General features: G+C 71.5%; 20 protein-coding genes. 4 read left to right on the top strand and 16 right to left on the bottom strand.

Annotated elements, in window-relative coordinates; genetic code table 11:
• Positions 1-163 precede the first annotated feature (163 nt).
• From mnhG to ACLIBK_RS13490, 14 genes are all read right to left on the bottom strand, one after another.
• On the bottom strand, positions 164-541 hold the full coding sequence (mnhG, locus tag ACLIBK_RS13555; protein ID WP_415387796.1) for a monovalent cation/H(+) antiporter subunit G: 378 nt from the start codon (positions 539-541) through the stop codon (positions 164-166).
• A complete protein-coding gene (locus ACLIBK_RS13550) occupies positions 538-819 on the bottom strand; it encodes a K+/H+ antiporter subunit F (protein WP_415387795.1) in 282 nt (93 codons plus the stop codon). Before ACLIBK_RS13550 ends, mnhG begins: the two co-directional genes overlap by 4 nt.
• Entirely contained in the window at positions 816-1304 is a 489-nt protein-coding gene (locus tag ACLIBK_RS13545; RefSeq protein WP_415387794.1) for a Na+/H+ antiporter subunit E, read from the bottom strand. The genes ACLIBK_RS13550 and ACLIBK_RS13545 overlap by 4 nt, the downstream gene beginning before the upstream one ends.
• Positions 1301-2899 carry a monovalent cation/H+ antiporter subunit D gene (locus tag ACLIBK_RS13540; protein WP_415387793.1) on the bottom strand — a complete coding sequence of 533 codons (1599 nt, stop codon included), beginning with the start codon at positions 2897-2899 and terminating at the stop codon, positions 1301-1303. The genes ACLIBK_RS13545 and ACLIBK_RS13540 overlap by 4 nt, the downstream gene beginning before the upstream one ends.
• Positions 2896-3240 (bottom strand): Na+/H+ antiporter subunit C, encoded by a 345-nt coding sequence (locus tag ACLIBK_RS13535; RefSeq protein WP_415387792.1) that lies wholly within the window; start codon positions 3238-3240, stop codon positions 2896-2898. The genes ACLIBK_RS13540 and ACLIBK_RS13535 overlap by 4 nt, the downstream gene beginning before the upstream one ends.
• A complete protein-coding gene (locus tag ACLIBK_RS13530) occupies positions 3240-6134 on the bottom strand; it encodes a monovalent cation/H+ antiporter subunit A (RefSeq protein WP_415387791.1) in 2895 nt (964 codons plus the stop codon). Before ACLIBK_RS13530 ends, ACLIBK_RS13535 begins: the two co-directional genes overlap by 1 nt.
• Before the next feature lie 63 nt (positions 6135-6197).
• Positions 6198-6671, bottom strand: a complete 474-nt coding sequence (locus tag ACLIBK_RS13525) for a PTS sugar transporter subunit IIA (protein WP_415387790.1) — start codon at positions 6669-6671, stop codon at positions 6198-6200.
• Between the two features lie 859 nt (positions 6672-7530).
• Positions 7531-8520, bottom strand: a complete 990-nt coding sequence (locus ACLIBK_RS13520) for a Bug family tripartite tricarboxylate transporter substrate binding protein (protein ID WP_415387789.1) — start codon at positions 8518-8520, stop codon at positions 7531-7533.
• Positions 8517-10166, bottom strand: a complete 1650-nt coding sequence (locus ACLIBK_RS13515; protein ID WP_415387788.1) for an FAD-dependent monooxygenase — start codon at positions 10164-10166, stop codon at positions 8517-8519. Before ACLIBK_RS13515 ends, ACLIBK_RS13520 begins: the two co-directional genes overlap by 4 nt.
• A gap of 11 nt (positions 10167-10177) precedes the next feature.
• Positions 10178-10807: a nuclear transport factor 2 family protein gene (locus tag ACLIBK_RS13510; RefSeq protein WP_415387787.1), complete on the bottom strand. Its 630-nt coding sequence runs from the start codon at positions 10805-10807 to the stop codon at positions 10178-10180.
• On the bottom strand, positions 10804-11556 hold the full coding sequence (locus ACLIBK_RS13505; RefSeq protein ID WP_415387786.1) for a tripartite tricarboxylate transporter substrate-binding protein: 753 nt from the start codon (positions 11554-11556) through the stop codon (positions 10804-10806). The genes ACLIBK_RS13510 and ACLIBK_RS13505 overlap by 4 nt, the downstream gene beginning before the upstream one ends.
• A 112-nt stretch (positions 11557-11668) precedes the next feature.
• The gene (locus ACLIBK_RS13500) at positions 11669-12628 is read right to left on the bottom strand and encodes a Bug family tripartite tricarboxylate transporter substrate binding protein (protein ID WP_415387785.1); all 960 of its coding nucleotides are present in this window, start codon (positions 12626-12628) and stop codon (positions 11669-11671) included.
• Positions 12629-12702: 74 nt separating this feature from the next.
• Entirely contained in the window at positions 12703-13665 is a 963-nt protein-coding gene (locus tag ACLIBK_RS13495; RefSeq protein WP_415387784.1) for a VOC family protein, read from the bottom strand.
• A gap of 149 nt (positions 13666-13814) precedes the next feature.
• Complete coding sequence (locus ACLIBK_RS13490) at positions 13815-14687, bottom strand: fumarylacetoacetate hydrolase family protein (protein WP_415387783.1); 873 nt, start codon at positions 14685-14687, stop codon at positions 13815-13817.
• 127 nt (positions 14688-14814) lie between these two features.
• Between ACLIBK_RS13490 and ACLIBK_RS13485 the strand changes: the two genes are divergently transcribed.
• The gene (locus ACLIBK_RS13485; protein ID WP_415387782.1) at positions 14815-15552 is read left to right on the top strand and encodes a GntR family transcriptional regulator; all 738 of its coding nucleotides are present in this window, start codon (positions 14815-14817) and stop codon (positions 15550-15552) included.
• Positions 15553-15664: 112 nt separating this feature from the next.
• Positions 15665-16474: a S49 family peptidase gene (locus ACLIBK_RS13480; protein WP_415387781.1), complete on the top strand. Its 810-nt coding sequence runs from the start codon at positions 15665-15667 to the stop codon at positions 16472-16474.
• A gap of 165 nt (positions 16475-16639) precedes the next feature.
• Here the strand turns inward: ACLIBK_RS13480 and ACLIBK_RS13475 are convergent, their stop codons facing one another.
• Together ACLIBK_RS13475 and putA are read right to left on the bottom strand one after the other, a co-directional pair.
• Positions 16640-17494: an NAD-dependent protein deacetylase gene (locus ACLIBK_RS13475; protein WP_415387780.1), complete on the bottom strand. Its 855-nt coding sequence runs from the start codon at positions 17492-17494 to the stop codon at positions 16640-16642.
• A 142-nt stretch (positions 17495-17636) separates the two neighbouring features.
• Positions 17637-21329: a trifunctional transcriptional regulator/proline dehydrogenase/L-glutamate gamma-semialdehyde dehydrogenase gene (putA, locus tag ACLIBK_RS13470; RefSeq protein WP_415387779.1), complete on the bottom strand. Its 3693-nt coding sequence runs from the start codon at positions 21327-21329 to the stop codon at positions 17637-17639.
• 388 nt (positions 21330-21717) lie between these two features.
• Here putA and ACLIBK_RS13465 point away from each other — a divergent pair, with 388 nt between their 5' ends.
• Together ACLIBK_RS13465 and ACLIBK_RS13460 are read left to right on the top strand one after the other, a co-directional pair.
• The gene (locus ACLIBK_RS13465; RefSeq protein ID WP_415387778.1) at positions 21718-24171 is read left to right on the top strand and encodes an EAL domain-containing protein; all 2454 of its coding nucleotides are present in this window, start codon (positions 21718-21720) and stop codon (positions 24169-24171) included.
• 216 nt (positions 24172-24387) lie between these two features.
• The gene (locus tag ACLIBK_RS13460) at positions 24388-25227 is read left to right on the top strand and encodes an alpha/beta hydrolase (RefSeq protein ID WP_415387777.1); all 840 of its coding nucleotides are present in this window, start codon (positions 24388-24390) and stop codon (positions 25225-25227) included.
• Positions 25228-25266: the final 39 nt, after the last annotated feature.

The following is a 25266-nucleotide window of genomic DNA, read 5'->3' as shown; positions in this document are numbered from 1 at the left end:
GCTCCTCCTCCGTCAGCACCAGCGCTGCCGCTCTCGGGCCACGGGTCATGGACGCCTCCCACCAGAGACGCCCCACCCTACACCCCATCCAATGTGACAGAGAACTTCTAACTCAGACCACTAGGAGGAGCAACCCCTTTCGCCCATGTGCTCCAGGCGGATATCAGATGCTGCCGGACTGATCTGCGTGCGTTGGGCGAGCCGTGGGCGGAACCTCCGGGTTGCCCTCCAGCCTGTCCCGGTGCAGTGCAGCCCGGCCGACAAGCATCAGCGTGACGGGCGTGGTGAGGAGGACAAGGACCGCAATCAGTACCTCATGGATCACCATCCGGCTCTGGAGGGTGGAGAAGTAGATCACGGAGGCAAGCAGCACGAAGCCCATGCCGCAGGAGGTGCCAATCGTCGGCGCGTGCAGCCGCTCATAGAAACTTCCCAAGCTCAGCAGACCCAAGGCGCCGGCGAGCGACAGCCCAGATCCCAGCAGCAGGAGAAGCGCGACCGGGATGGCCACCAGCATCGACAGTTCGGAGGAATAGCTCATTCGATCACCTCGCCACGCATCAGGAACTTCGCCAGAGCGGCCGTGCTGACGAAACCCAGAAGCGCGATGATAAGAGCGACCTCAAAATAAACGTCGGTGCCGGAGCGGATCCCGAAAGTCAGCAACAACAGCATGCCGTTCACGTAGAGCGTATCCAGCCCCACCACCCGGTCCTGCGCCCGCGGGCCGCGCGCCACGCGGTACGCGCAGCAGACGAAAGCAAGACCCAGCATGATCTGCGCCAACAGGAGTGACCAGTGCAGGACGTCCCGGCTCATCGAAAGATCTCCATCAGCGGCGCCTCGTAGCGCTCCTTGACGATGCGGACCCACTCGGCCTCGTCCACCAGATCGAGGATGTGCAGCAGCAGCCATCCTTCCTCGGCGTTGAACTCCACCCAAGCCGTCCCCGGGGTCGCGGTGAGGATGATGGCTAAGACGGCCAGCGCCTGCGGCTCTCGCAGAGCGAGCTGGATGTGGATGAAGCCCGATCGCCGGTCCTTGCGCCGCAGTAGGATCACCTGAGCTACGCCGAGGTTGGAGCGAAGCACATCCAGCGCGACATGCCCCGCCAGGCGCAGCATCGTGCCGGGCCGGCCGATGCGCGGGCGGCCAGGGCGCAGTAGCGCCAGCGCCCAGCCCCCCACCAGCCCCACGGCGGCGCCCACCAACGCCGGCCCCGGCGTGAAGTCCCGCTGCAGCAGCAGCCACATGATGAACAGCCCCGCCGAGAGGAACGGGTGCGGCAGCAGTCTCGTCCTCATTCCCGGGTCCCCATGACGCCGCGCATGTAATCCTGCGGCGCATGCAGGGACGTGGCAGCCGCCTGCATGTAGCGCGAGATCGGCCCGGCGCCCGCTGTCATGGCTAGGCAAAGCCCGACCAACAGCAGGACCGGCGCAATCTCCATGACACCCATGACCGGGACGAGGCGCGTGGTCGCCCAAAGGCTGCGGATGCCCGCGCGCGCCATGGCCAACACGGTGGCGAACCCCGACAGGACCAGTGCCACCAGCAGCGCCCAGCCACCGGCCGAGAGGGGGCCCGGCGCGTTGCCGAGCCCGCCGGGGTTCAGGATACCGTTGAGCATGGCGAACTTGCCGATGAAACCCGGGAGCGGCGGCAGCCCTGCCAGTACGAGCGCGCAACACAGGAAAGAGACACCGAGGATCGCCATAGTGCCGGGGATCGCGGAGCCGACCCCGTCCTCCTCGGTGTCGCCCTCGCCGTCCCCGAAGGCCTCCAGTGTCACGGCCAGCACGTCGGCGCCGATCTCGCGGCCGCGCTCCAGCAGCTCGATCAGCAGGAAAAGGGCGCCGATCGCGAGCACCGAGCTGGCCAGGTAGATCAATGCCCCGCCGGTGACCGCGACCTGGTCCGCCCCGATTGCGGCCAGCAACGTGCCGGAGGAGATGAGCACGCAGGCCCCGGCAAGGCGGGACAGGTCCTGCGTCGCCAGCACGGAAACGGCGCCGAAGCCGATGGACAGGATGCCGCCCACCAGGAGCCAGGTGCTTCCGAAGCCGGCGGAGACACCGGCGTCCTCGCCGAACAGCAGGAGAAAGAGCCGCAGCACGGCATACACGCCGACCTTGCTCATCAGGGAAAAGATGGCGGCGGCCGGGGGGCTGGCGGCGGCGTAGGTCGGCAGCAGCCAGAAGCCGAGCGGCCACATGGCCGCCTTCACCAGGAACGCCAGGCCCAGAATGGCCGCACCCGCTTCCAGCAGCGGCCGGTTCTCCGCCGGCATTTCCGGGATGCGCGAGGCAAGGTCCGCCATGTTCAGCGTGCCGGCCACGCCGTAGATCATGGACACGCCGATCAGGAACAGCAGGGACGCGGCCAGGTTGATAGAGATGTAGTGCAGCCCCGCCTTCACGCGCGCCACGCCGGAACCATGCAGCGCCAGGCCGTAGGAGGCGGCCAGCAGAACCTCGAAGAAGACAAAGAGGTTGAACAGGTCGCCGGTCAGGAAGGCGCCGTTGAGGCCCATCAGCTGGAACTGGAAGAGCGGGTGGAAATGCACCCCCATCCGCTGCCATCGCGCCAGGGAGAACAGCAGGGCGCAAAAGCCCAGCACCGCCGTCAGCACCAGCATCAGCGCGGAAAGCCGGTCCACCACCAGCACGATGCCGAAGGTCACGGGCCAGTCGCCCAGGCGGTAGATGGTGGTGGCCCCGGTGCCGGCATGCGCCTGCCAGGCCAGCACGGCGCTGATCACCACCAGGGCCAGCGCCGAGGCGATGCCGAGGGCGGCCCGCACCCGGCCGCGCTGGTCTTCCAGCGGGATCATGATCGCGCCCGCGAGCAACGGGATGGCGATGGGAAGCACCGCCAGGTGCTGCATCCAGCCGTTCACCGCCCCGGTCCCCGGCCGTCCACGTGGTCGCCGCCGGTCAACCCGCGGGCGACCATCATCACCACGAGGAAGAGAGCCGTGGTGGCGAAGCCGATGACGATGGCGGTCAGCACCAGGGATTGCGGCAGCGGGTCGGCGAAGGCGGCCGGATCGCCGACGGTGCCGGGTTCCAGGATCGGGGGCCGGCCTACGGGAAAGCGCCCCATGCTGAAGATGAACAGGTTCACGGCGTAGGAGAGCAGCGATAGCCCGATGATGAGCTGAAAGGTGCGCGGCCGCATCAGCAGCCACACCCCGGACCCGCCGAGCACGCCGATGGAAAGGGCGAGGATGAATTCCATCAGTCGTCTCCCGCGATGGCAGATCTGGGCGGCGCGCGGTCCGGGGGCACGGGGCGGGCCGGCTTCGGGCTGCGCACGGACTGGTGCGCGATGGCGATCAGCATCAGCACCGTGGCGCCGAAGACCAGCGCGAACACGCCGAGGTCGAACAGGACCGCGCTGGCCATCGGCAGCTTGCCGAGCCAGCCGAGGTCCGCGTAGGCGAAGTAGGAGGTCAGGAAGGGACGCCCCACCGCCATGGCGGCGGCGCCCGTGCCCGCCGCCAGCAGCAGGCCGGCACCCATCCAGCGCAGCGGGCGGACGCGCAGGTGGTCGTCCACCCATCGCGTGCCACCGGCCATGTACTGCAACAGGATGGCCGCGGACATCATCAGCCCCGCCGCAAAGCCGCCGCCGGGCAGGTCGTGCCCCCGCAGCAGCACGAAAACCGCGATGGCCAGGATCACCGGAAAGATCAGCCGCATGATGACGCCCGGCACCAGCAGCCAGTTGCCGTCGCCGCCCTGCTGCTGATCCGGCACGCCGGTGCTCTCGGGCGCCGGGCGGAAGCGGCGCAGCAGCGCGAACACCGTCAGCGCGACGATGCCGAGCACGGTGATCTCCCCCAGCGTGTCGAAGCCGCGGAAGTCCACCAGGATGACGTTCACCACGTTGGTGCCGCCACCCTCCGTATAGGCGCGCTCCAGGAAGTGGCGGGAGATGCCCTCCGGAGAGGGGCGCGTCATCGTGGCGTAGGACACCGCCGTCAGTCCGGCACCGGCAGCGACCGCGATCACGAGGTCCCGCGCGCGGCGCAGCCGGGGCAGGAGGGCGCGGGACGCGTCGGTGAACTCCACCCGCTTCGGCAGCCAGCGCAGCCCCAGCAGCAGCAGAACCGTGGTCACGACCTCCACCAGCAGCTGGGTCACCGCCAGGTCGGGGGCGGAGAACCACACGAAGGTGAGGCAGGTGGCCAGGCCGGTGCCGCCCAGCAGCACCAGCGTGGCAAGCCGGTGGTACTTGGCTTGGTAGGCGGCGCCAATGGCGCAGCCCGCGCCCACCAGCCAGATCAGCGCCACCACCGGGTCCACCCGCGTCAGCGTCACGCCGCCCAGCCGAAGTCCGTGGGGCACCAGGGTCAGCGCCGCCGCCGCGAAGGCGGCACAGACCATCAGCCGCAGTTGCATCTGCAGCCGGCTGGTGCGGAGAAGCCGCTCCAGCGTTCGGGCAAAGCGCCAGGACAGGAAGACCATCACGCGGTCGAAGATCCGCCGGCCATCCAGGCCGCGGATCAGGGGCGTGCCTTCCACGCCGGCGTCGAAGTGGCGCTGGAGCAGGCGGTAGAGCAGCACGCCGAGCGCCAGCGCGATGAGGCTCATCACCAGCGGCAGGTTGAAGCCGTGCCACACCGCCAAGCTGTATTCCGGCGTCGCGCTCCCCAGCACGGACCGGACCGCGACATCCAGGTACGGCCCCACCGTGGCGGCGGGCAGGATCCCCACCACCATGCAGAGGAAGACCAGAATCTCCACCGGCACGCGCATCCATTGCGGCGGCTCGTGCGGGGTGTGGGGCAGGTCATCCGTATCAGGGCCGAAGAAGGCGCCGTGGATGAAGCGCAGGGAGTAGGCGACGGCCAGCATGCTGGCCAGCAGCGCCGCGATCGGCAGCACGGTGTGCAGCGCGGTGGGGGCCGAGGAGGCGGTCAGTGCCTCCGTGAAGAACATCTCCTTGGAGATGAAGCCGTTCAGCAGCGGCACGCCGGCCATGGCGGCGGCGGCCACCAGGGCGAGGCGCGCGGTGAAGGGCATGGACCGGTTGAGGCCGGACAGGCGCCGGATGTCGCGCGTGCCCGTCTCGTGGTCGATGATACCGGCGGCCATGAAGAGCGAGGCCTTGAATGTCGCATGGTTCATGGTGTGGAAGATCGCGGCCACCATCGCCAACGGGCTGTTCAGTCCCAACAGCAGCGTGATCAGCCCGAGATGGCTGATGGTGGAATAGGCCAGCAGCCCTTTCAGGTCGTGCTGGAAGATGGCGACATAGGCGCCGAGCAGCAGCGTGATCGTGCCGCAGGTGCCGACGATCCAGAACCACTCCTCCGTGCCGGCCAGCACCGGCCAGAACCGGGCCATCAGGAAGATCCCGGCCTTCACCAGCGTGGCGGAGTGCAGGTACGCCGAAACGGGCGTGGGCGCCGCCATCGCCTGCGGCAGCCAGAAATGGAACGGGAACTGCGCGCTCTTCGTCAAGGCACCCAGCAGGATCAGCACCAGCGCCGGGGTGTAGAGCGGGTGTTCGCGGATGACGTTGCCCGAGGCCAGGACGCGGTCCAGGTCGTAGGAGCCGACGATATGCCCCACCAGCAGCATGCCAGCGAACAGCGCCAGGCCGCCGCCCGCCGTGACCGTCAGCGCGATGCGGGCCCCGTCCCGCGCCGCGGCCGATTGCTGCCAGTAGCCGATCAGCAGGAAGGAGAAGAGGCTCGTCAGTTCCCAGAAGAAGACGAGCTGGACCAGGTTGCCCGAGAGCACCAGCCCCATCATCGAGCCCATGAAGAAGAGCAGGAAGGCGAAGAAGCGCGGGATCGGGTCGTCCGGCGACATGTAGTAGCGGGCGTAGAGCACCACCAGGAAGCCGATGCCCGCCACCATGGCGGCGAAGACCCCGGCGAGCCCATCCATCCGCAGCACCAGGGTCAGTCCGAGCTCCGGCGCCCAGGGCAGTTCCAGCCGCGGCACCTGCCCCGCGGCAACGGAAGGCCAGAGCGCCCAGACCGACGCCAGGGCCAGCAGTGCCACGCCCCCGGCAATCCAGGATTCCAGCTTCCGCCCGTTGCGCGGCAGCAGAGCCACTACGACGGCGCCGAGATAGGGCAAGCCAATGGCAGCCGAAAGAAAGAGGGCGTCGGGCAATGGGCGCCGTCCTTTGGTCAAAAGTCGAAGGGGTGGATCCTCAGGGTGGGCCCACGACTGGTGTCAGGGCTGTGCGTCAGGGTCCAGGCGATCCGCCTCCTGCAGCCTTGCCAGTGCCTCAGCGCTGGAACCGGCCCGCCGAAGCTGGCGCGGTAGCTGGTCGTCCCGCAAGGCGCGGCAGATGCCGGCTAATGCGGGCAGGAAGCCCTCCGGTTCCGATTCCGGCCAGAGGACGAGAAAGACGAGGTCCACCAACTCATCGTCCCGGGCTTCGAAGTCGATGGGCCGGGTCAGGCGGACAAGGATCGCCAGTGGTTCCTGCAGCCAGTCCAGCCGCGAGTGTGGCAACGCGACACCGCGGCCCAGGGCAGTGGAACCCAGCTTCTCACGCGCCAGCAGCGGCTGCAGGATATCCTCCTTCGCGCGGCCGAGACGGCTGGCCGCTTCGGCGGCGAGCATAGCGAGAAGCTCCGCCTTGTTCGCAGGCGCGAGGCTGAGGATACCGTCGGGCGCGGAGAACAGGTCGGCGATCACCATGAGACACTCCGCAGTTTGTTGCGTCGCTGAAGTGACAACGCTGCGGCTTGGTACCGCCGCCTTGCCCGCTCATAGCAGTATCTGCCCCATGACGCTCCTTCCAGATGCTGCTCGGTCTGCCAGACGGGATCGACCCCTTTCGGCTCGAACTGCTTCGACGGCAGCAGCGGCTCGGTCGCTGCACAGAGCTCGTCTGGAAGAAGGGGTTTTGCCATGACACCCAGAACGCCCAAACGACGGGCTCATGAATGCTTTGAAGCTCGTAGACCAAATCGCCCAACTCCCAACCCTCGGACGAAATGTGCTCCGTAAAGAGCATTCAGCCCTCATTCCGAAATCGCATCATCAACCCTGCGACCAAAAACCCAGGCCGCACATGCGCTTCTGTGCGGCCTGTACCTGCTGGGAGAAAGTTGGTCTAGGAGCTGACTGGAGCTATAGGCGGGCTTCGAACACTCGCTCCCAACCCTTCGTCTCCCCCGTGTAATTACTATACTGCGCCTTGTAACACCGGCGTGGGCTGTGCTGCAGCGAGGAGGATTGTCCCGAACGGCTGTTCTTGTTCGATGCGTAGCTGGCCGTTACGAGCGAGTTCGAGGCCGGCGAGCAGGCTGCTGGCCAGGGCGGCGCTTCAGTGGCGCATCCGGACGGGGCCGTCCGACGTGTCGGACGGCCCCGTCCGCCCCTCGCCCGCTCGCCGCGAGAAAGCCGAGCCTGCATTCAGCGGACGCCCACCACCACGATGGGCGCCAGCAGGAAGGCATAGCTGCCTGGACCCGGCTGAGCCATACCAGTGCAGCCGGACACCCTGGCGCGCCTGGCTGCGGCCCCCTGACGGCCGGCAGGGCGCAACCGCGCCTCAGTCCATGGTGACGCCGGAACCCCGCACCAGCCCACGGTAGAGCTGCCGTTCCGCGGTCAGGAAGCCCGCGAACTCCGCCGGCGAGTTGGCCACCACCGCCGCGCCGAAGTCGCGCAGCAACCGGCCGCGGATTTCCGGCGCTTCCAGCACGGCCCGCATATCCGCCGCCACGCGCTGCACCGCCGGCGCCGGCATCGCCCGCGGCCCCACCAGCCCGAACCAGCCCACCGAGCGGAAGCCCGGCACGGTTTCCGCCACCACCGGGATGTCCTCCAGCATCGGGAAGCGCTCGGCGGAGGTGACGGCGATCGGCTTCAGCGTGCCGCCGCGCACCTGCGGCGTGATCACCGGCGTGCCGTCGATCACCAAGTCGGTGCGGCCCATCGCGGTGTCCTGGATGGCGTTGGGCACGCTGGAATAGGCGACGTTGCTCATCTCGATGCCCAGCGCCGATTTCAGCATCTCCCCGGCGAAGCGCGGCAGGTTGGCGGCGCCGCTGGTGGCGAAGGTCATCCGTCCGCCGCGCGCCCGCGCCAGTTCCCGCAGCTCCGCCAGGTTGGAGGCCGGCAGTCCCGGCGCCGCGGCGAGCATGAAGGGCGTGACCATCAGCAGCGCGATCGGCACGAAGTCGCGCTCCACGTCGAAGGGCACGTCGCGCATCACCAGGTCGTTCAGCACCAGGATGGAGGCCTGCGCCATCAGCAGCGTGTGGCCGTCCGCCTCGCCTCGTGCCACCGCCTGGGCCGCGATGTTGCCATTGCCGGCCGGGCGGTTGTCCACCACCACCGGCTGGCGCCAGCGCGCCGACAAGGCATCCGCCATCAGCCGCGCCGCCACGTCCGGCGCACCGCCCGGCGGCACACCCAGCATCAGCCGCACCGGGCGCGACGGGAAAGCCGCCTGCGCCGCCGCGCCGCGTGCCAGCGCGGGCAGGGTCAGTGCGGAACCAGCCGCCAGAAGGGAGCGTCGCCGCAGGCTGCACGTCATGCCGAAACCTCCGAGGTGATGGAATGCGGCAGGGCCGGCGCCGCGCCTTCGCGACCGCAGGCCCGGCGCAGCACCGCTGCCGCATCGGTCGTCGCGTCGCCGCGCCAGGCCACGTGCTGGTCGGGGCGGATCAGGGCGAGAGGCGCGCCGTAGAGCGCGAAGAGGCGCTCATCCCCGGGCGCCAGGACGCGCAGCGGCACGCCCAACTCCCGCGCCGCCCGCTCGAACTCCGCCGTGTCGGCGCCCGGCGCGGTGACCAGCAGCGTGAAGCCGGGGCCGAAGCGGTCATAGAGGGATGCGCCGTCGCGCAGCCACAGATGCGGCGCCAGGCAGCCGGGATGCGCGCTGGGCACGTAATCCGTCACCGTGTCGGGCGGCGGCGGGGTGCCATCCGGCACCACGGCGGGCGAGCCGGAATAATGGCTGCCCAGCACCACGCCGAGGGTGCGGAACTCGCGCGGCTTGTGCGCCAGGATCAGCTCGCCCACCGCCCGGCGCGCCACCTCGCCCGCCGCGCCCGGCTCCTCCAGCCCGGGGCGCAGCAGGTTGGGTGCCAGCATGGCGTAGTTGGCCACCGCCTCCTCGATCACCCGGCGGTGCACGGGGCGGCGCTCCGACTCGTAGCTGTCCAGCAGCGCCTCGCCGCCCCAGCCGCGCAGCCGGGCCGCCAGCTTCCAGCCGAGATCCACCGCGTCCGCGATGCCCAGGTTCATGCCGTAGCCGCCGAAAGGCGGATGCAGGTGGCAGGCATCGCCGGCCAGGAAGGCGCGGCCGTCGCGGTAGCGGTCGGCGAGGAGGCTGTGCGCCGCCCAGGTGTCGACCGTGAGGATCTCGGCCCCCACGTCGCGGCCGAAGGCGGCGGTCATGCGCGCCTGCAGCTCGGCCTCGCTCAGCGGCGGCGCGCCGTTCGGCACGGGAAAGCCGAAATACCAGGTATCGCCCTCGTCCATCGGACCGGCGATGGCCGCGCAATCCGGGTTGACCAGCCAGTACATGATGGAGCGGCCGGCGGCGAAGGCTTCGCGCAGCGCCGGGGCGCGGATCACCAAGTTGTAGTTCTGCGCGAAGGCGTGTTCCCCGCGCATGCGGATGCCCAGCGCACCACGCACCGCGCTGCGGGAGCCGTCCGCGCCGACCAGGTAGTCCGCGCCCACCCGCAGCGCCTCGCCCGTCGCCGTATCGGCCAGCACCGCCTTGGCCGTGCCGCCGTCCTGATGCAGCGCGTCCAGCCGCAGGCCGAAGCGCGTGGTGACCGCGGGCAGCGTGGCGAGGTGGTCGCGCAGCACGGCCTCCACCGTGTATTGCGGCACCCATTGCGCGTGCTCGGAATACAGCTCGTTGCGGCCCGGGGCGCCGAAAAAGGCGTTCTCGATCCGCGCCAGCCGTGGCCCGAACAGCCGGGTGGCGAAGATGATGTCGGTCGGGTAGTCCGGCGGCAGCGGCGAACTGGCGCGCAGCCGCTCCGCCAACCCCCAGCGGCGCATGTGCTCCATGGACCGCACGTTGGTGGTCTTGGCGCGCGGCTGGCGGGCGTGGCGCAGGTTCTGCTCCGCCACCAGGGTGCGGATGCCGCGCCCGCCCAGTTCCGCCGCCAACGCCAGGCCCACCGGCCCGCCGCCGATCACCAGCACTTCCGTATGTAGCATCCCGGCCCCGCTCACGGCACGGTTCCGTCGCGCCGTGCCAGCCAATCCGCGCAGCGCGCCCGCAACGCGTCCGCCGCCGGGCCGGAAAAGCCCGGCAGGTCGGTGCGGACCTGCCGCCCTTCGGCGGTTTGCAGGTAGCCGAGATGGCGATAGCCGGCCGGGAAACGCGCCAGCAGCGCCGGGTCCAGCGAGAGCTGCGCATCCGGCGCCACCGGGCTCAGCCAGTCCTTCTCGTAGACGGGCTGGCGCAGCAGGATGCCCCAGACGCCCTCGCGCTTTTCCAGCAGGTCCACGAAGCGGCCCAAGCAGGCGGCGTCGCATTCCACCCCGTGCACCGCGGCGCGCTGGTGGATGGTCATGCGCGTTTGCGCCACGGCGCGCGTGCCCACCACCTCGGCCGCCGTGGCGCCGAGGACGTGCTGTGCCATCACGCCGCGCTCGAAGCCGCCGCGGCACAAGGCCACGAACTCGTCGGCGCTGCCCTCGAACCAGGTCGCGACCATGCGACCTTCCGCGTGCCAGCAGCTCCGCAGCCGCGCCCAGTCGCCAGTGTCGCGCCAGATCGCCCAGTTCTCCACCAGGTCGCGGATCAGCAGGCGGTCGGCGAACCCCTGGGGCAGTTCCTCCCCCGCGCTGCTCACTGCTGCGGGATCCCGGCCGCCGCGCGCAGCTCCCGCGCGCGCGCCACCTGCTGCCCGAGCAGCGTGCGCGCCGCGTCCGGCGTGCCCGCCACGGGCACGAGGCCGAGGCCCACGATCTGCCGTCGCAGCTCCGGCCCGGCCAGGGCGCGCGCCATCTCCGCCTGCATCTGCGCCAGCACCGGCTCCGGCGTACCGGCGGGAAAGGCCAGCATGTACCAGGTGGACACGTCGAAGCCGGGCAGCCCCGCTTCCGCCACGCTGGGCACGTCGGGCAGGATTTCCGAGCGCGCCACGCTGGACACTGCCACGGCCCGCGCCTCGTTGGCGCGCAGCTGGCCCAGCACGGCGCCGGCCGTTTCTACCACCACCTGCACCTCGCCGCCGCGCAGCGCCACCAGCGCCGCCGGCGTGCTGCCGTAGGGAACATGGGTCAGCTTGATCCCGGCCGCCGCTTCCAGCGCCGCGGACACGAAGTGCTGCGTGCTGCCGACGCCCACGGTGGCGACGTTCAGCGCTTCCGGCCGCGCCCGCGCCGCGGCGATCAGCGCGGCGAGGTCGGTGAGCGGTCCATTCGGCGCGGTCAGCACCACCAGCGGCCCGTTGGCCACCACCGTGGCGGGGGCGAAGTCCGACACGGGATCGTAGGGCAGGCGGCGGAAAATGGCGGCGGAAGCGGCGTGACTGTTGTTCAGCAGCAGCGCGGTCTGCCCGTCGGGCCGCGCATGGGCCAGCGCCTCGGCCGCGACCACCCCGCCCGCCCCGCCGCCAGACCTGCCAGGGCGCCGCCCAGTAGCATCCGGCGTGGCAGGCTTGCCCGCCGCCGTTCCATCCGCATCGTCCCCTCCCGTTCCGTGCGCACCCTCAATCCACCTGGACGCGTCGCAGCAGCGCCGTTTTCTGCTCCACGTCGGCGGCGATCCGCCGCGCGAATTCTGCCGCGCCAAGGTGGTAGTTCGCCGGCTGCGTGCCGTTGCGCGCGGCGGTGCGATAGCCGGCATCCGTGGCCACGGCGGCACAGGCGGATTCCAGCTTGGCTAACCGCGCTTCCGGCACGCCCACCGGGGCGAACAGGCCGCCGAAGCTGGTGGGCGCCACGTCGAAGCCCTGCTCGATGGCCGTGGGCACGTCGGGGAAGTCCGGATGCCGCTGCGTGTCGAACACCGCCAGCAGCCGCACATCCTCCCGCCCCGCGGCGGAGGCCAGCACGATGGCGCCGAGCTCAATCCGCCCGGTGGTGACCTCCGTCAGCACCGTGGAATCCGCCCGGTAGGGCACGTGCGCCAGCTCCACCCGCGCGAGGTCGGCCCATTGCACGATCGCGAGGTGCGGGATGGAAGCGACGCCCAGCGTGCCGTAGGTGATGCGCCCCGGCTCCGCCCGCGCCGCGGCCACCAGCTCCGCGAGGTTGCGGAAGCGGGAATCCGGCCGCACCGCGATGGCCTGGGCGTTGCTGAACATCTGGCACACCGGCCGCATGGAATTCGCCCGCAGGCCGGAATTGGGCTGGGTGATCGGCAGCACCGAGGACACCAGCGCCGGCGCGAAGAGCAGCGTGTAGCCATCCGCCGGCGCCCGCGCGACCGAGGCCGAGCCCACCGCGCCCGAGGCGCCGTCGCGGTTCACCACCACCACGGGCTGGCCCAGGCGGGGCGACAGTCCGGCCGCCAGGGCGCGCGTCAGCAGGTCCGTGGAATTGCCCGCCGGGTAGGGGTTCACGATCTGGATCGCGTGGGTCGGGTAGTTGTCCTGCGCCCGCAGCGGCGCGATGCCGAGCAGGCCGAGCGCCACCGCGCCCGCGACGAGGTGCCGTCGGGTGATCATCGCTTCATTTCCTCCGCACGGTTCCCGTTCTGCTGCGGGAAACCGGAAATCCCGTCAGATCAGGCCAGTTCCGCTCAGGCGGGACCGGCCTCGTAGTTGTGGATGAAGTCCGGGGGCGGGTTGGGGCCCCACAGGAAGAAGCCGTCCTCCGGCGGGTGCTCGCGCCCTTCCCAGTCCATCGTGCCCGGCACGTAGTCCATGTCCGAAGAGTATTCGCAGTAGCTGCCCCAGGGATCGCGCACGTAGTGGAAGTAGTTCGAGCCCAGCACGTGACGCCCGAAGCCCCAGCCGCGATCGTAGCCCTTGTCGGCCATTGCCATGGCGCCCAGGCCGATGTCGTTCAGCGACGGCACGTCCCAGCTCAGGTGGTGCAGCCCCGGCGCGTTGGACTTGGCGAAGGCCATGACATGGTGGTCGCTGCCGTGGATGGCGTGCAGGAAGGCCACCAGGTCGGCGGAGCGGTCGGACAGCCGCAGCCCCAGCACGCGCTCGTAGAAGCGGATCGCGCCCAGCACGTCGGGGGTGAAGTGCAGGATGTGGCTCAGCCGCTTCGGCACGGCGCGGGACGCGTTGCGCCGGTAAGGCGCGTTGCGGATGCCGGTCTCGGTGGGCGCCAGCTGCATCGGTGTGCGGCTGTCGGGCTGCGTCTTCACGCCGACGCGGATTTCCACCAGCGTGCCGTCCATGTCGCGGAACCACAGCCCGTTGCTCTCGAAGCCCGGCGGCGGGTCCAGCAGCTTGACGCCGCAGCTTTCCACATGGGTGCGGAAGCGCGGCAGGTCCTCTTCCCAGCAATGGAAGCTCAGGTGGTGCATCGCCTTGCGCGCGCCCGGCACCACGCGGCCCCAGCGGTAGCCATCGCCCGCCGTGTGCAGCGACAGCTGGTCGCCATTTGCCCGCGCGTCCAGCCCGAAGGCGCCGTAGAAATGCTCCGCCTTCTCCACCTCCGGCACGGTGAGCACGAACTCGCCCACCGAGTGGACGCCGAGGGCGCCGTCGCGCCGTGAGGCCGGCTTGAAGCCGCCGATAGCCGTCATCGTTTCCTCCTTCCCCGGAGCACGAAGGCTCCGCACGACGTCGTTGCGGGCCTGGATGCCCGTTTCGCGTGATCCTCGCCCGGACGTTGCACCGCCGCCCTGGCCCGCCTTCCCGGCACCGCCGGACCGGGTGGGACGCCGACGCCCCCTCAAGCGGCCGCGCGCTGGCGGCCCTGCTCGTCGGCGATCGGGTTGCGCAGCACGCCCAGCCCCTCGACCTCCACCTCGCAAACGTCGCCGGGCTTCATCCACAGCGGCGGCTTGCGCGCCATGCCGACGCCCGCCGGCGTGCCGGTGACGATGATGTCACCCGGCGACAGCGTCACCGCCTCGCTCAGCGTCGACACCAGCGTCGCCACGTCGAAGACGAGGTCGTCGGTGGAGGCCTGCTGCACCACCTCGCCGTTCAGGCGTGTTTGCAGCCGCAGGCCGCGGCAGCCCGGCGGCAGTTCGTCCGCCGTGACCAGGAAGGGGCCGAAGGCGCCGGTGGCGTCGAAGTTCTTGCCCACCGTCCACTGCGGCGCCTTCATCTGGAAGTCGCGCACGGACGCGTCGTTGAACAGCGAGTAGCCGACCACGTGGTCCAGCGCCGTCGCCTTGGAGATGTGCCGCCCGCCGCGGCCGATCACGGCGACGAACTCGCCCTCGAAATCCAGCTGGTCCGACACCCGCGGCCGCAGGATGGGCGCGCCGTGGCCGATCAGGCTGGACGCCCAGCGCGCGAAGATCGTGGGATAGGTCGGCAGCGTGAAGCCGCTCTCGGCCGAGTGGTCGGCGTAATTGAGACCGACGCAGATGATCTTGCCCGGGTTGGCCAGCGGCGGCAGCAGCTCCACCGCGTCGAGGTCCACCGGCTTCCCGGCGAGCAGGGCGCGCCCGGCCTCCGCCAGCGCCGTGCCGCCCCGCGCCACCAGCGTGTCGAGCGCGCCGGGATAGCCGCTCTCGCCCGCCATCAGGCCGCGGAAGCCGCCATCGGGTGCCGCCACGCCCAGTCCCGTCCCGGTGCCGCTGCGGAATGCCACGAAGCGCATCCTGATTGCTCTCCCCCCTGTTGCCGGCAGCATGCGGGCAAGCGCGCCGAGCTGTCAAAATAAAATAGATATTTTGTTGAACAATGGACTTTATGCCGGGAGGTGGTAGGAGGTTGCGATGCCGCGCGACACGCCGGGCCTGAGCCTGACCCAGTCCATCTACGAACGCTTGCGCGCTGACCTGCTCGCCTGCCGACTGCGGCCCGGGGAGCGCCTGAAGATCAACGAACTCTGCGCCTCCCTTTCGGTCAGCCTGGGCGCCGTGCGCGAGGCCCTGTCCCGCCTCACGGCCGAAGGGCTGGTGGTGGCGGAACCGCAGCGCGGCTTCCGCGTGGCGCCGATCTCGGCCACCGAGCTGCGCGACCTCACCGAGGTGCGCATCGAGGTGGAGCTGCGCTGCCTGCACCGCGCCGTCGAATGCGGCAGCGTGGAATGGGAAACCGCGATCGTCGCCGCCCACCACCGGATGATCCGGCTGCCCGAGCGCGAGCCGGAGGACCCCGGCCGGGTCTGTGAAGCCTGGGCCGTGGCGCATGCCGAGTTCCACCGCGCCCTCGTCGCCGGCTGCGGCAGCCCCTGGCTGCTGCGGCTGCGCGACACGCTCTATGCCCAGAGCGAACGCTACCGGCGTTTGTCCATTCCCCTGGCACGCCAGGGCCGCGACCTCGCCCGCGAGCATCGCGCCATCATGGAGGCCACCGTGTCGCGCGACGTGCCGGCGGCGTCGGAGCTGCTGGCCGAACACCTGCGGGCGACGACGCTGATCCTGCTGGACGTGGACACGCTGGCCGAGGACGCCGCGGGCGAGGGCCGTGCCGGCGGGCCGGCCAACCCGCCCGACCGGCCGCAGGCCTGACCTTCGGGCGGCCACCCGGTTCCGGCCCGGGCGGATCGGGTCTAGGATCGGCCGCCTCGCCGGCTGGCGCCCGCGGCGGCTCCCCGCCCCCTCCCCCAGCGAGTTCCCGCCCTTGCGCCTTCCCTTTCTCGACCGTCGCCCCTGCGTCGCCGTGCTGCGCCTGTCCGGCGTGGTGGGGCCGCGCCTGCCCGGACTGGGCGACGCCGGCTTGAGCGCCGCGGCCCTGGCCCCCGTGCTCGAAGCCGCCTTCAAGGCGCCGCGGCTGGCGGGGGTGGTGCTGGCGATCAATTCGCCCGGCGGCTCGCCGGTGCAGTCCTCGCTGATCGCCGCGCGCATCCGGCGGCTGGCCGAAGCGCGCGGCGTGCCGGTGGTGGCCTGCATCGAGGACACCGGCGCCTCGGGCGGCTATTGGATCGCCTGCGCCGCGGACGAGATCGTGTGCGACGCCTCCTCCATCCTGGGCTCCATCGGCGTGATCTCGCAGGGCTTCGGCTTCACCGAGGCGCTGGACAAGCTGGGCATCGAGCGGCGCCTGGTCACCGCCGGCGAGCAGAAGGCCTTCCTGGACCCGTTCCGCCCGGCCGAGGCGGCGCAGCAGGAACGGCTGCGCGACCTGCTCGCCGGCCTGCACGAGGAGTTCAAGCACTGGGTCCGCAGCCGCCGCGGCGCGCACCTGCGCGGCGAGGAGGCGGAACTGTTCAGCGGCCGCTTCTGGACTGGGCGCGAGGCCGTGGCGCTGGGCCTGGCCGACCGGCTGGGCGAGCTGCACGCCGAGATCCACGGCCGCTTCGGCGAGGATGTGCGGCTGCGCTGGTTCAACATGCGCCGTCCGCGCTGGCCCTGGCGCTGGTTCGCCGCCGCCGTAGGCGCCGGGCTGGAAATCCTGGAGGAACGGGCTGCCCGCTCGCGGCTCGGCCTGTGATGGCGGGGGGGATCGGGCAGGGAAGGCCGGGGGAGTGAACTCCCCCGGTCCCCCTCCTTTTTTTAGGAGTTGAGCGCGCCGGCGGCCACGGGTGCTCCCCCAGACTCCCGAAAATAGAAGGGGGACCGGGGGGATACTTCCCCCCGGCTTGCTGCTTCCACCGCCTCAAGAAACGGTCGACGGCAGAGCGCTTCCGGCGAGGGCAGGGTCGTGCAGCAGGAAGGCCAGGGCTTCCGTACAAGGCTGTTCGACCTTCAGGCTCAGCAGGGCATCGGCACGGGTGCGGCCCAGGTTCACCGCCGCCATCGGCAATCCGGCGCGGGCGGCCGCCTGCACGAAGCGGAAGCCCGACCACACCATCAACGAGGAGCCGACGATCAGCATCGCGTCGGCCCGCTCCAGCGCCGCGAAAGCCTCCTCGACGCGGGGCTTGGGCACGTTCTCGCCGAAGAACACGACGTCGGGCTTCAGCAAGCCGCCGCACTGCGCGCAGTCCGGTATGTCGAAAGTGGAGAAGTCCGGCCCGTCCAGGTCGGCGTCGCCGTCCGGCGCTTCCGCGGCGTCGAGCGCGGCCCAGTCCGGGTTGCGACGCGCCAGTTCCGCCTGCAGTGCCTCGCGCGGGAGGGTGGCGTCGCAGCGCAGGCAGCGCACCACGTCCAGCCGCCCATGCAGGTCGATCACCCGCCGGCTGCCGGCGGCCTGGTGCAGGCGGTCCACGTTCTGCGTCAGCAGCAGCTCGCTCCGGCCCTGCGCTTCCAGCCGGGCCAGCGCCGCGTGCGTGCCGTTGGGCTGTACCCGGCCAAAGGTGCGCCAGCCGATCAGGCTGCGCGCCCAGTAGCGTTGCCGCGTGGCGTGGCTGCCGGTGAAAGCCTGAAAGGTGACGGGCTGCGCGCGTTTCCATTGCCCGTCAGCGTCGCGATAGTCGGGAATGCCCGAACTGGTGCTGCACCCGGCACCGGTCAGCACGAAAAGGCGGGGATGGCGGTGGAGGAAGTCCCGCAGCGGGGCGCTCTCGGTCATGCCGGATATCTGGGTTCCCCGGCCGCCCGCGCCAGCCGGGGGGAAGCGCAGCCCGGGGATGCATGCCGCGACGGGGCGCGACCCGCCCCGCCGCGGCCCATGCAACGACGCACGCCGCGCCGCTTCCTGCCGGCGTTTCGCGTCAGCCCATCGCCATCAGGCTGGCATTGCCGCCCGCCGCGGCGGTGTTGATGGAGATCGAGCACTCTTCGAGCAGCCGGTCCAGGTCGTAGTCATCGCCCGCCGCCATCACGGCCTGCACGGGCAGGATCGGTCCGTCGCGTTCGGCGACGCGGCGGTTCAGCGCCGGCAGCGCCGCGGCCTCGCCCTCGAACAGCACCGCGCGCAGGTCCTGCATCGCTTCCAGGCCGGCGGCGGTGCCGATCAGTGCCGCCACGTCCGGCGGCAGCCCGGACAGCGCGGCGCGCGCGGGATTGTCGGCCTCGATCGCCGCGCTGTTGCCGGTGGCCAGGATGGCGCCGATCTGCCGCAGCAGCCCCGCTTCCGTGCGCGCCAGGGCGGCAATGCGGCCGCGCGGGCGCAGGCGGTACAGGTTGCGCTCGCCCACCGGGCCACGCAGCTCCACCTCCGCGCCCAGGGCCGAGCGCCGGAGATAGGCGGCGCAATGCTCGGCCTCCGCCGCGCGGCCACGGGCGCGCAGCCAGTCGGCAAAGGCGCGGGCGGCCGGGTTGGCGGCACCCGGCACGGGCAGCTCGCGCAACGCGTCGCGCGGCGGCGCGCTCAACAGCCGGCCGAGATAGAGCGGCCCGCCCGCCTTGGGCCCGGTGCCGGACAGGCCGCAGCCGCCGAAGGGCTGCACGCCCACCACGGCACCCACCATGTTGCGGTTGACGTAGAGGTTGCCGGCCTCGACGCGGTCCAGCACCCGCGTCACCGTCCCGTCGATGCGCGTGTGCAGGCCGAAGGTCAGCCCGTAGCCGGAAGCGTTGATGTCGTCGACCAGACGGTCCAGCGCGTCGCGCCGGAAGCGCAGCACGTGCAGCACGGGGCCGAAGACTTCCCGTTCCACCTCGGCGACCCGGCTGATCCCGATCACCGTCGGCGCCACGAAGCTGCCCCGCGCGGCATCGGGCGGCAACGGCAGCGCGTCGACGGCATGGCCGCGCGCGCGCATCGCCGCGACGTGTTCCAGGATGCCGTCGCGGGCTTCGGCCGTGATCACCGGGCCGATATCGGTGGCGAGGCGGGCGGGGTCGCCGATCGCCAGCTCGCGCATCGCGCCGCGCAGCATGGCCAGGGTGCGGTCGGCGACCTCCTCCTGCAGGCACAGGATGCGCAGCGCCGAGCAGCGCTGGCCAGCAGAGTCGAAGGCGGAGGCCAGCACGTCGCCCACCACCTGCTCCGCCAGCGCGGAGGAATCCACGATCATGGCGTTCTGCCCGCCGGTTTCCGCGATCAGCGGCACCGGCTGCCCGCGCGCTCCCAGCCGTCCCGCGAGCTGCCCCTGGATCAGCCGCGCCACGGCGGTGGAGCCCGTGAACACCACGCCCTGCACCCGCGGATCGGCCACCAGCGCCGCCCCCACCGCACCGTCGCCGGGCAGCAGTTGCAGGACGTCCACCGGAATGCCGGCGGCGTGCAGCAGGCGCACCATCTCCGCCGCCATCAGCGGGGTTTCCTCCGCCGGCTTGGCCAGCACGGGGTTGCCCGCCGCCAGGGCGGCCGCGACCTGGCCGGTGAAGATGGCGGCGGGAAAGTTCCAGGGCGAGATGCAGGCCACCGGGCCCAGCGGCGGTGGCCCGCCCGCGCCCAGCAGGCGCTCCGCCTCGCCGGCGTAGAAGCGGAGGAAGTCCACCGCCTCGCGGATCTCCGCCACCGCGTTGGGGATGGTCTTGCCGGCTTCCCGCACCGCCAGCCCGGTCAGCACGGGCATCCGCGCCTCGGCCGCCTCCGCGGCGCGGCGCAGGCAGGCGGCGCGCTTCGCGGCCGGCGTGCCCGCCCAGTCCGCGGCGGCCGCGGCGGATCGCGCCAGCGCCGCCGCGACCTCCGCCGGCGTGGCGTCGCGCACCTGCCCCACGATGTCGCGCCGGTCGGCCGGGTTGCGCACCGGCCGCGCCGCGCCCGCAGGCGCCGGGCAGGAGGTCGGGGCGGCGGTCCAGGCGGTGCCGGCGCTTTCCGCCAGCGCCGCGGCCAGGGCGGCGAGAGTGTCCTCGTCGCTCAGGTCCAGCCCGGCGGAGTTCGGGCGCACCGGGCCGAACAGTTCGCGCGGCCGGGCGATGCGCGGGTTCGGCGCGCCGACCGGTTGTTCGGCGCGCAGGGCGGCCACGGGATCGGCGATCAGCGCCTCCACCGGCACGGCGGCATTGGCGATGCGGTTGACGAAGGAGGAATTGGCGCCGTTCTCCAGCAGCCGGCGCACGAGATAGGCCAGCAGCGTCTCGTGCGTGCCCACGGGAGCGTAGATCCGGCAGGGCCGGTCCAGCTTGCCGGGGCCGACCACCTCCTCGTAGAGCGGCTCGCCCATGCCGTGCAGGCACTGGAACTCGTACTGCTCAGGCCGGAACTCCGGGCCGGCCATGGCCAGCACCGCGGCCAGGGTCTGAGCGTTGTGCGTGGCGAATTGCGGGAACACCGCGTCGGGCGCGTCCAGCAGCTTGCGCGCGCAGGCCAGGAAGGACACGTCCGTGAAAGGCTTGCGGGTGAACACGGGGAAGTCCGGCAGCCCGTCCACCTGCGCCCGCTTGATCTCGCTGTCCCAATAGGCGCCCTTGACCAGCCGCACCATGATCCGCCGCCCGGCGCGCCGCGCCAGGTCCACGATCCAGTCCACCGCGAAGGGGCAGCGCCTGCCATAGGCCTGCAGCACGAAGCCCAGCCCGTTCCAGCCCGCGAGTGCCGGGTCGGTCGCCAGCGCTTCCAAGAGGTCCAGCGACAATTCCAGCCGGTCCGCTTCCTCCGCGTCGATGTTGAGGCCGATCTCGTAGCCCTTGGCCAGCACCGCCAGCCCCCGCAGCCGCGGCAGCAGTTCGCGCATCACCCGTTGCCGCTTGGCGCGGCCGTAGCGGGGATGCAGGGCGGACAGCTTGACCGAGATGCCCGGCCCCGCGATCGGGCCGCGCCTGGCGGCGGCGCGGCCGATGGCGTGGACGGCGCCCTCGTAGTCGGACAGGTAGCGCGCGGCGTCGTCGGCGGTGGTGGCCGCTTCGCCCAGCATGTCGAAGGAATAGCGGAAGCCACGCGCTTCCATGCGGCGACTGTTGCGCAGCGCTTCCGCGATGGTCTGGCCGGTCACGAACTGCTCGCCCATCAACCGCATCGCCAGGTCCACGCCCTTGCGGATGATCGGCTCGCCGCCGCGCGCGATCAGCCGCGTCAGCGCCGCCGACAGGCCGCTCTCGCTACTTGTGGCGGTCAGCAGCCCCGTGACCAGCAGCCCCCAGGTCGCGGCGTTGACGAAGACGGACGGGCTGTGGCCGAGATGCGCGTGCCATTCACCGCCCGCGATCTTGTCGCGGATCAGCGCGTCGCGGGTGGCGGTGTCGGGGATGCGCAGCAGTGCTTCCGCCAGGCACATCAGCGCCACGCCTTCCTGGCTGCTCAGGTCGTATTCCCGGATCAGTCCCTCGACGCCGCCGCCGCGCGGCCTGCTGCGCAGCCGCTCCACCAGCTGCCGCGCCGTGGCGGCGGCCTGCGCCGCGGCCGCGGGCGGCAGCGTCGCGAGGTCGAGCAGCGGCGGCAGGCAGTCCGGCTCGGGGCGGCGATAGGCGGCGGTGATGGCGGCGCGCAGCGAAGATTGGGGGCGCAGTTCGGCGGCGAAGGCAGCAAAGGGTGCCTCGGGCGGCACGCCGATGGCGGGAAGGGCGTTGGTGTCCATCTCGGTTCCTGCGGCTGGCCGCGCCGTGGCGGCAGCACGGAGATGGCGATGATCGCTGCCGGGATCAGCCTCCCGTCCCCGCGGTTTCTGCCTTCGTTCCGAAGGGGCCGCGACGGAGCGCCGGGTGACGCGCGCTCAGCGGGCCATGCCTGTCAGGCCCTTCCGTCGCACCGAAGCAGGCGGAGCCGAACCCTTCCGGCAAGGGGCCGGGCACGGAAGCGGAACCGTGGGGGGAAGCCCGGGAACCACGGTGCCTCGAGGCCGACACGATCGCTCCGGGTCACAACCGGAATGCAATCATTGGTTGTTCATTCTTCCTTGAAGCATCCCCCGCGTGCAAGTAGTTGGTAACGGCACCCTGCGCCAGGAACCGCGGCAAAACCGAACGATGATCGAGATTCTGGGCTGCCTGACCTACGAGCATAACCTTCCCCTGCTCTTTCTGGCCGTCGGCGTCTGCTGCATGGCGTGCTTCGTATCCGCCAACGTCGTCCGCAGGCTCCGGCTCGTGGCGCGGGGCCATCGGGTGATCTGGGCCATCGTCGCCGGGCTGGTCTACGGCTGCGGCGTCTGGGCCACGCATTTCATCGCCATGCTGGCCTTTCAGCCGGGCCTGCCGATCTCCTACGCGCCGGGCCTCACCGCCGTCTCGGCCCTGGTCGCGGTGCTGGGTGCGGCCCTGGCCTTTCCGCTCGTGCAGGCTTCCGGCAAGCCCAGGCGCGGACGGGCGCTGGCCGGGGGAACCGTGCTCGGCCTGTCGGTCGGGGCGATGCACTTTATGGGCATGAGCGCCATGCGCCTGCCCGGCACGGTGGAGTTTTCCCCGCCCCACGCCGTGCTGTCCGTGCTCGCCGGCGGTGGCCTGGCGGCCCTGGCACTGGCACGCCGCTTCGACCGGCGGCGGGGCCGCCTGGCCGCGGCCTGCCTGCTGGCGGTGTCCATCCTTTGCCTGCATTTCCTGGGCATGGCCGGCACCACCATCCTGCCCGACGGCAACGTCGAGGTGGCCGGCGGCGGGCTGGACGGGCACCTGCTCGCCATCACCACCGCGGCCGTGGTGGCCGCCATCGCGACCGTTGGCCTCAGCAGCGTGGTGCTCGAGGAGAAGCTGTGGGGGGAGCGCACGCGCGACGCGGCGCGGCTGCGGCGCTTGGCCAGCGGCACCTTCGAAGGGCTGCTCATCCATCGCGGCGGCACGATCCTGGACGTGAACGAGACGCTGGCCCGGTTGGTCGGCCTCCCGGCCGCGGCCCTGGTCGGCCACGACATCACGCGCATCCTGCCGGCCGGGGTGGCGAGCCGGCTCCGCGCCGACCCCGAGGCGGTGGCCAACGGTACGGCGGCGCTGGAACTGGAGCTGGTCACCGAAGGCGGCCGCAGCATCCCCGTCGAGATCCTGTCCCGCGTGATCGAGGAGGTCAAAACCGGGTGGAGGCGCCGGGCGCGGCTGCAGCCGGCCTGTGCCGTGGCGATACGCGACCTGACCGAGCGCAAGAGGGCGGAAGCCCAGATCCGCTACCTCGCGCACCATGACGGGCTGACCGGCCTGCCCAACCGTGCCCTGCTGGCCGACCGGGCCCATCAGGTGCTGGAACTGGCCGCCCGGGAAGGGCGGGGCGCGGCCATCCTCTGCCTCGACCTCGACCGCTTCAAGACCGTCAACGACGTCATGGGGCACGAGGGTGGCGACCGGCTGCTGGCGCAGGTGGCCGAGCGGCTGCGCGCGAGCCTGCGCGCCAGCGACACCGTGGCGCGGCTGGGCGGCGACGAGTTCGCCATCATCAAGGCCGACCTGGACACGCCCGAGGCGGGAGCGGCGCTGGCGAACCGGGTAATCGCCGCCCTGTCGGTCCCCTACGACCTCGACGGGCAGGTGTTCGAGATCGGCACCAGCGTGGGCATCGCCCTGTTTCCCGGTGACGGCCGAACCGTGCCGCGCCTGCTGCACAACGCCGACACCGCGCTGTATCGCGCTAAGCGCGACGGCCGCGGGGTGTACCGCTTCTTCGAACCCGCCATGGACCAGCGGCTGCTGGAGCGCCGGGCCATGGAGCGCGACCTGCGCGTGGCCGTGGAGCGGGGCGAGATGTTTCTCGTCTACCAGCCGCAGTTCGATACGATGACGCGGGAACTGGTGGGCCAGGAAGCGCTGCTGCGCTGGACCCATCCGGCGCGCGGCGTCGTGCCGCCTTCCGACTTCGTGCCGCTGGCGGAGGAGGCGGGCCTGATCATCCCGCTCGGCCGCTGGGTGCTGGAAACCGCCTGCATCGAAGCGGCAGGCTGGCCCGTGCCCTGCCGCGTGGCGGTGAACCTGTCCCCCGCGCAGTTCCGCCAGCCCGACCTGGTGGCAGCCATTTCCGGCATCTTGGAGCGCACCGGCCTGCCGCCGCAGCGGCTGAAGATGGAGGTGACGGAAGGGCTGCTGATCGGCGACACCGAGCGCGCGCTGACCGTGCTGCGCGCCCTGAAGGCGATGGGCATCTTCCTGTCGCTGGACGACTTCGGCACCGGCTATTCCTCGCTCGGCTACCTGCGGCGCTTCCCCTTCGACGAGCTGAAGATCGACCAGTCCTTCGTGCGCGGCCTGGGCCGCGACGTGGAATCGGCCGCGATCATCGAGGCAGTGCTGGCACTCGGCCGCAGCCTGGGCCTCAGCGTCGTGGCGGAAGGGGTGGAAACCGAGGAGCAACTGGGCATGCTGCGCAGCCGGGGCTGCCCGCAGGTGCAGGGCTACCTGCTCGGGCGGCCGGCCCGATCCGGCGAGTTCTTCGCCGCCGCGGTCACGCCCCGCCTGCCCGAAACCCTCCTGGCGGCCTCGCCGCACATGCACGGGAGCGCGTGAGCCCCGGCCCTGCAGGAGCGGGGCACCGCCGCGTCCCGGGTCCCGCGAACCGTAGCCGGCACCCTTGCTGCCGTCCCGGCGGATGCGCCAGGATTCGCCCGGCACCTGCCAGCGCCGGACCATCCGGGCGGCGAGGGCGAGAGGGCAGGATGCAGAGGCACGTTCCCGGCAAAGGCAGCGCAGGGTTTCCCGGTCGGCCGCAGGACGGGCAGCGCCTTGGCTGAGGTCTGCCTTCCCGGCACCACGCTGCTCGCCCTGGACGGCCCTTCCGGGCCCTACCAGCTCTTCGTGTTCGTGCCGGAGGTTCCGCCACCCCCGGGCGGCTTTCCGGTGGTGTTCCTGCTGGACGGCAACAACTGTTTCGGCATGGCGGTGGACCTAGTGCGACAGGGTCAGTTCCGGCCCACCGTGTCGCGGCTGGTGCCGGCGATCGTGGTCGGCATCGCCTATCCCGGCGACCAGCCGCTGCATCAGGCACGGCGGCGGACGGATTTCGGCCCGGCCCGGCCCGGGGAGCCGGCAAGCCAGGGGGCTGGTCGCGACGCCTTCGCGCATTTCCTGGGGTCGGCGGTGCGGCCGCTGCTGCGCGCCCGCTTTCCCGCCGACCCGCGGCGGGAGGTGATCGCCGGCCATTCGCTGGGCGGCTTCTTTGCCCTGGACGCGCTGGCGCAGGACCCCTCCGACTTTGCAGGCGTCCTGGCCATGAGCCCCTCCGTCTGGTGGAACCGCGAGCGCCTGCTGGCCGGGCTGCGCTCGGGCCGGGGCGCGGGCTCGTCCCCCCGGGTCTGGATCGGCGTGGGGGAATGGGAGGAGGCCCTGGCGCCCTGGGAGGCGGCGCTGCCGGACAGCGAGACCACGGCGCAGCGACGGCGGGAGCGCGCCATGGTGGGCAACGCCCGCGCGATGGCCGAGGCCGTGGCCGACCGCTTCGGCCCCACCGCCTTGGTGGGCTTCGAGTGCCTGGCGGGGGAAACCCACGTGTCCGTCATCCCCGTGGCACTCAGCCACGGCCTGCGCGCCCTGCTTGGGCCAGGCGGCCTTCCCGCGGTTGGGTAACGCCGCTGGCGGCGAAACAGCCGCGATTCTCCACCCCGC

Origin of the sequence: Roseomonas sp. BN140053 (assembly GCF_047690175.1) — a bacterium.
Taxonomy (GTDB): Bacteria; Pseudomonadota; Alphaproteobacteria; order Acetobacterales; family Acetobacteraceae; genus Roseomonas.
Note: the sequence above shows the minus strand (reverse complement) of the source record. Positions and strands in the feature narration are given on the sequence as shown.

Coding starts and splice junctions, on each gene's coding strand:
- mnhG (WP_415387796.1), bottom strand. CDS start 541: ATGAGCTATTCCTCCGAACTGTCGATGCTGGTGGCCATCCCGGTCGCG.
- ACLIBK_RS13550 (WP_415387795.1), bottom strand. CDS start 819: ATGAGCCGGGACGTCCTGCACTGGTCACTCCTGTTGGCGCAGATCATG.
- ACLIBK_RS13545 (WP_415387794.1), bottom strand. CDS start 1,304: ATGAGGACGAGACTGCTGCCGCACCCGTTCCTCTCGGCGGGGCTGTTC.
- ACLIBK_RS13535 (WP_415387792.1), bottom strand. CDS start 3,240: ATGGAATTCATCCTCGCCCTTTCCATCGGCGTGCTCGGCGGGTCCGGG.
- ACLIBK_RS13525 (WP_415387790.1), bottom strand. CDS start 6,671: ATGGTGATCGCCGACCTGTTCTCCGCGCCCGACGGTATCCTCAGCCTC.
- ACLIBK_RS13520 (WP_415387789.1), bottom strand. CDS start 8,520: ATGACGTGCAGCCTGCGGCGACGCTCCCTTCTGGCGGCTGGTTCCGCA.
- ACLIBK_RS13515 (WP_415387788.1), bottom strand. CDS start 10,166: ATGCTACATACGGAAGTGCTGGTGATCGGCGGCGGGCCGGTGGGCCTG.
- ACLIBK_RS13500 (WP_415387785.1), bottom strand. CDS start 12,628: ATGATCACCCGACGGCACCTCGTCGCGGGCGCGGTGGCGCTCGGCCTG.
- ACLIBK_RS13495 (WP_415387784.1), bottom strand. CDS start 13,665: ATGACGGCTATCGGCGGCTTCAAGCCGGCCTCACGGCGCGACGGCGCC.
- ACLIBK_RS13485 (WP_415387782.1), top strand. CDS start 14,815: ATGCCGCGCGACACGCCGGGCCTGAGCCTGACCCAGTCCATCTACGAA.
- ACLIBK_RS13475 (WP_415387780.1), bottom strand. CDS start 17,494: ATGACCGAGAGCGCCCCGCTGCGGGACTTCCTCCACCGCCATCCCCGC.
- putA (WP_415387779.1), bottom strand. CDS start 21,329: ATGGACACCAACGCCCTTCCCGCCATCGGCGTGCCGCCCGAGGCACCC.
- ACLIBK_RS13465 (WP_415387778.1), top strand. CDS start 21,718: ATGATCGAGATTCTGGGCTGCCTGACCTACGAGCATAACCTTCCCCTG.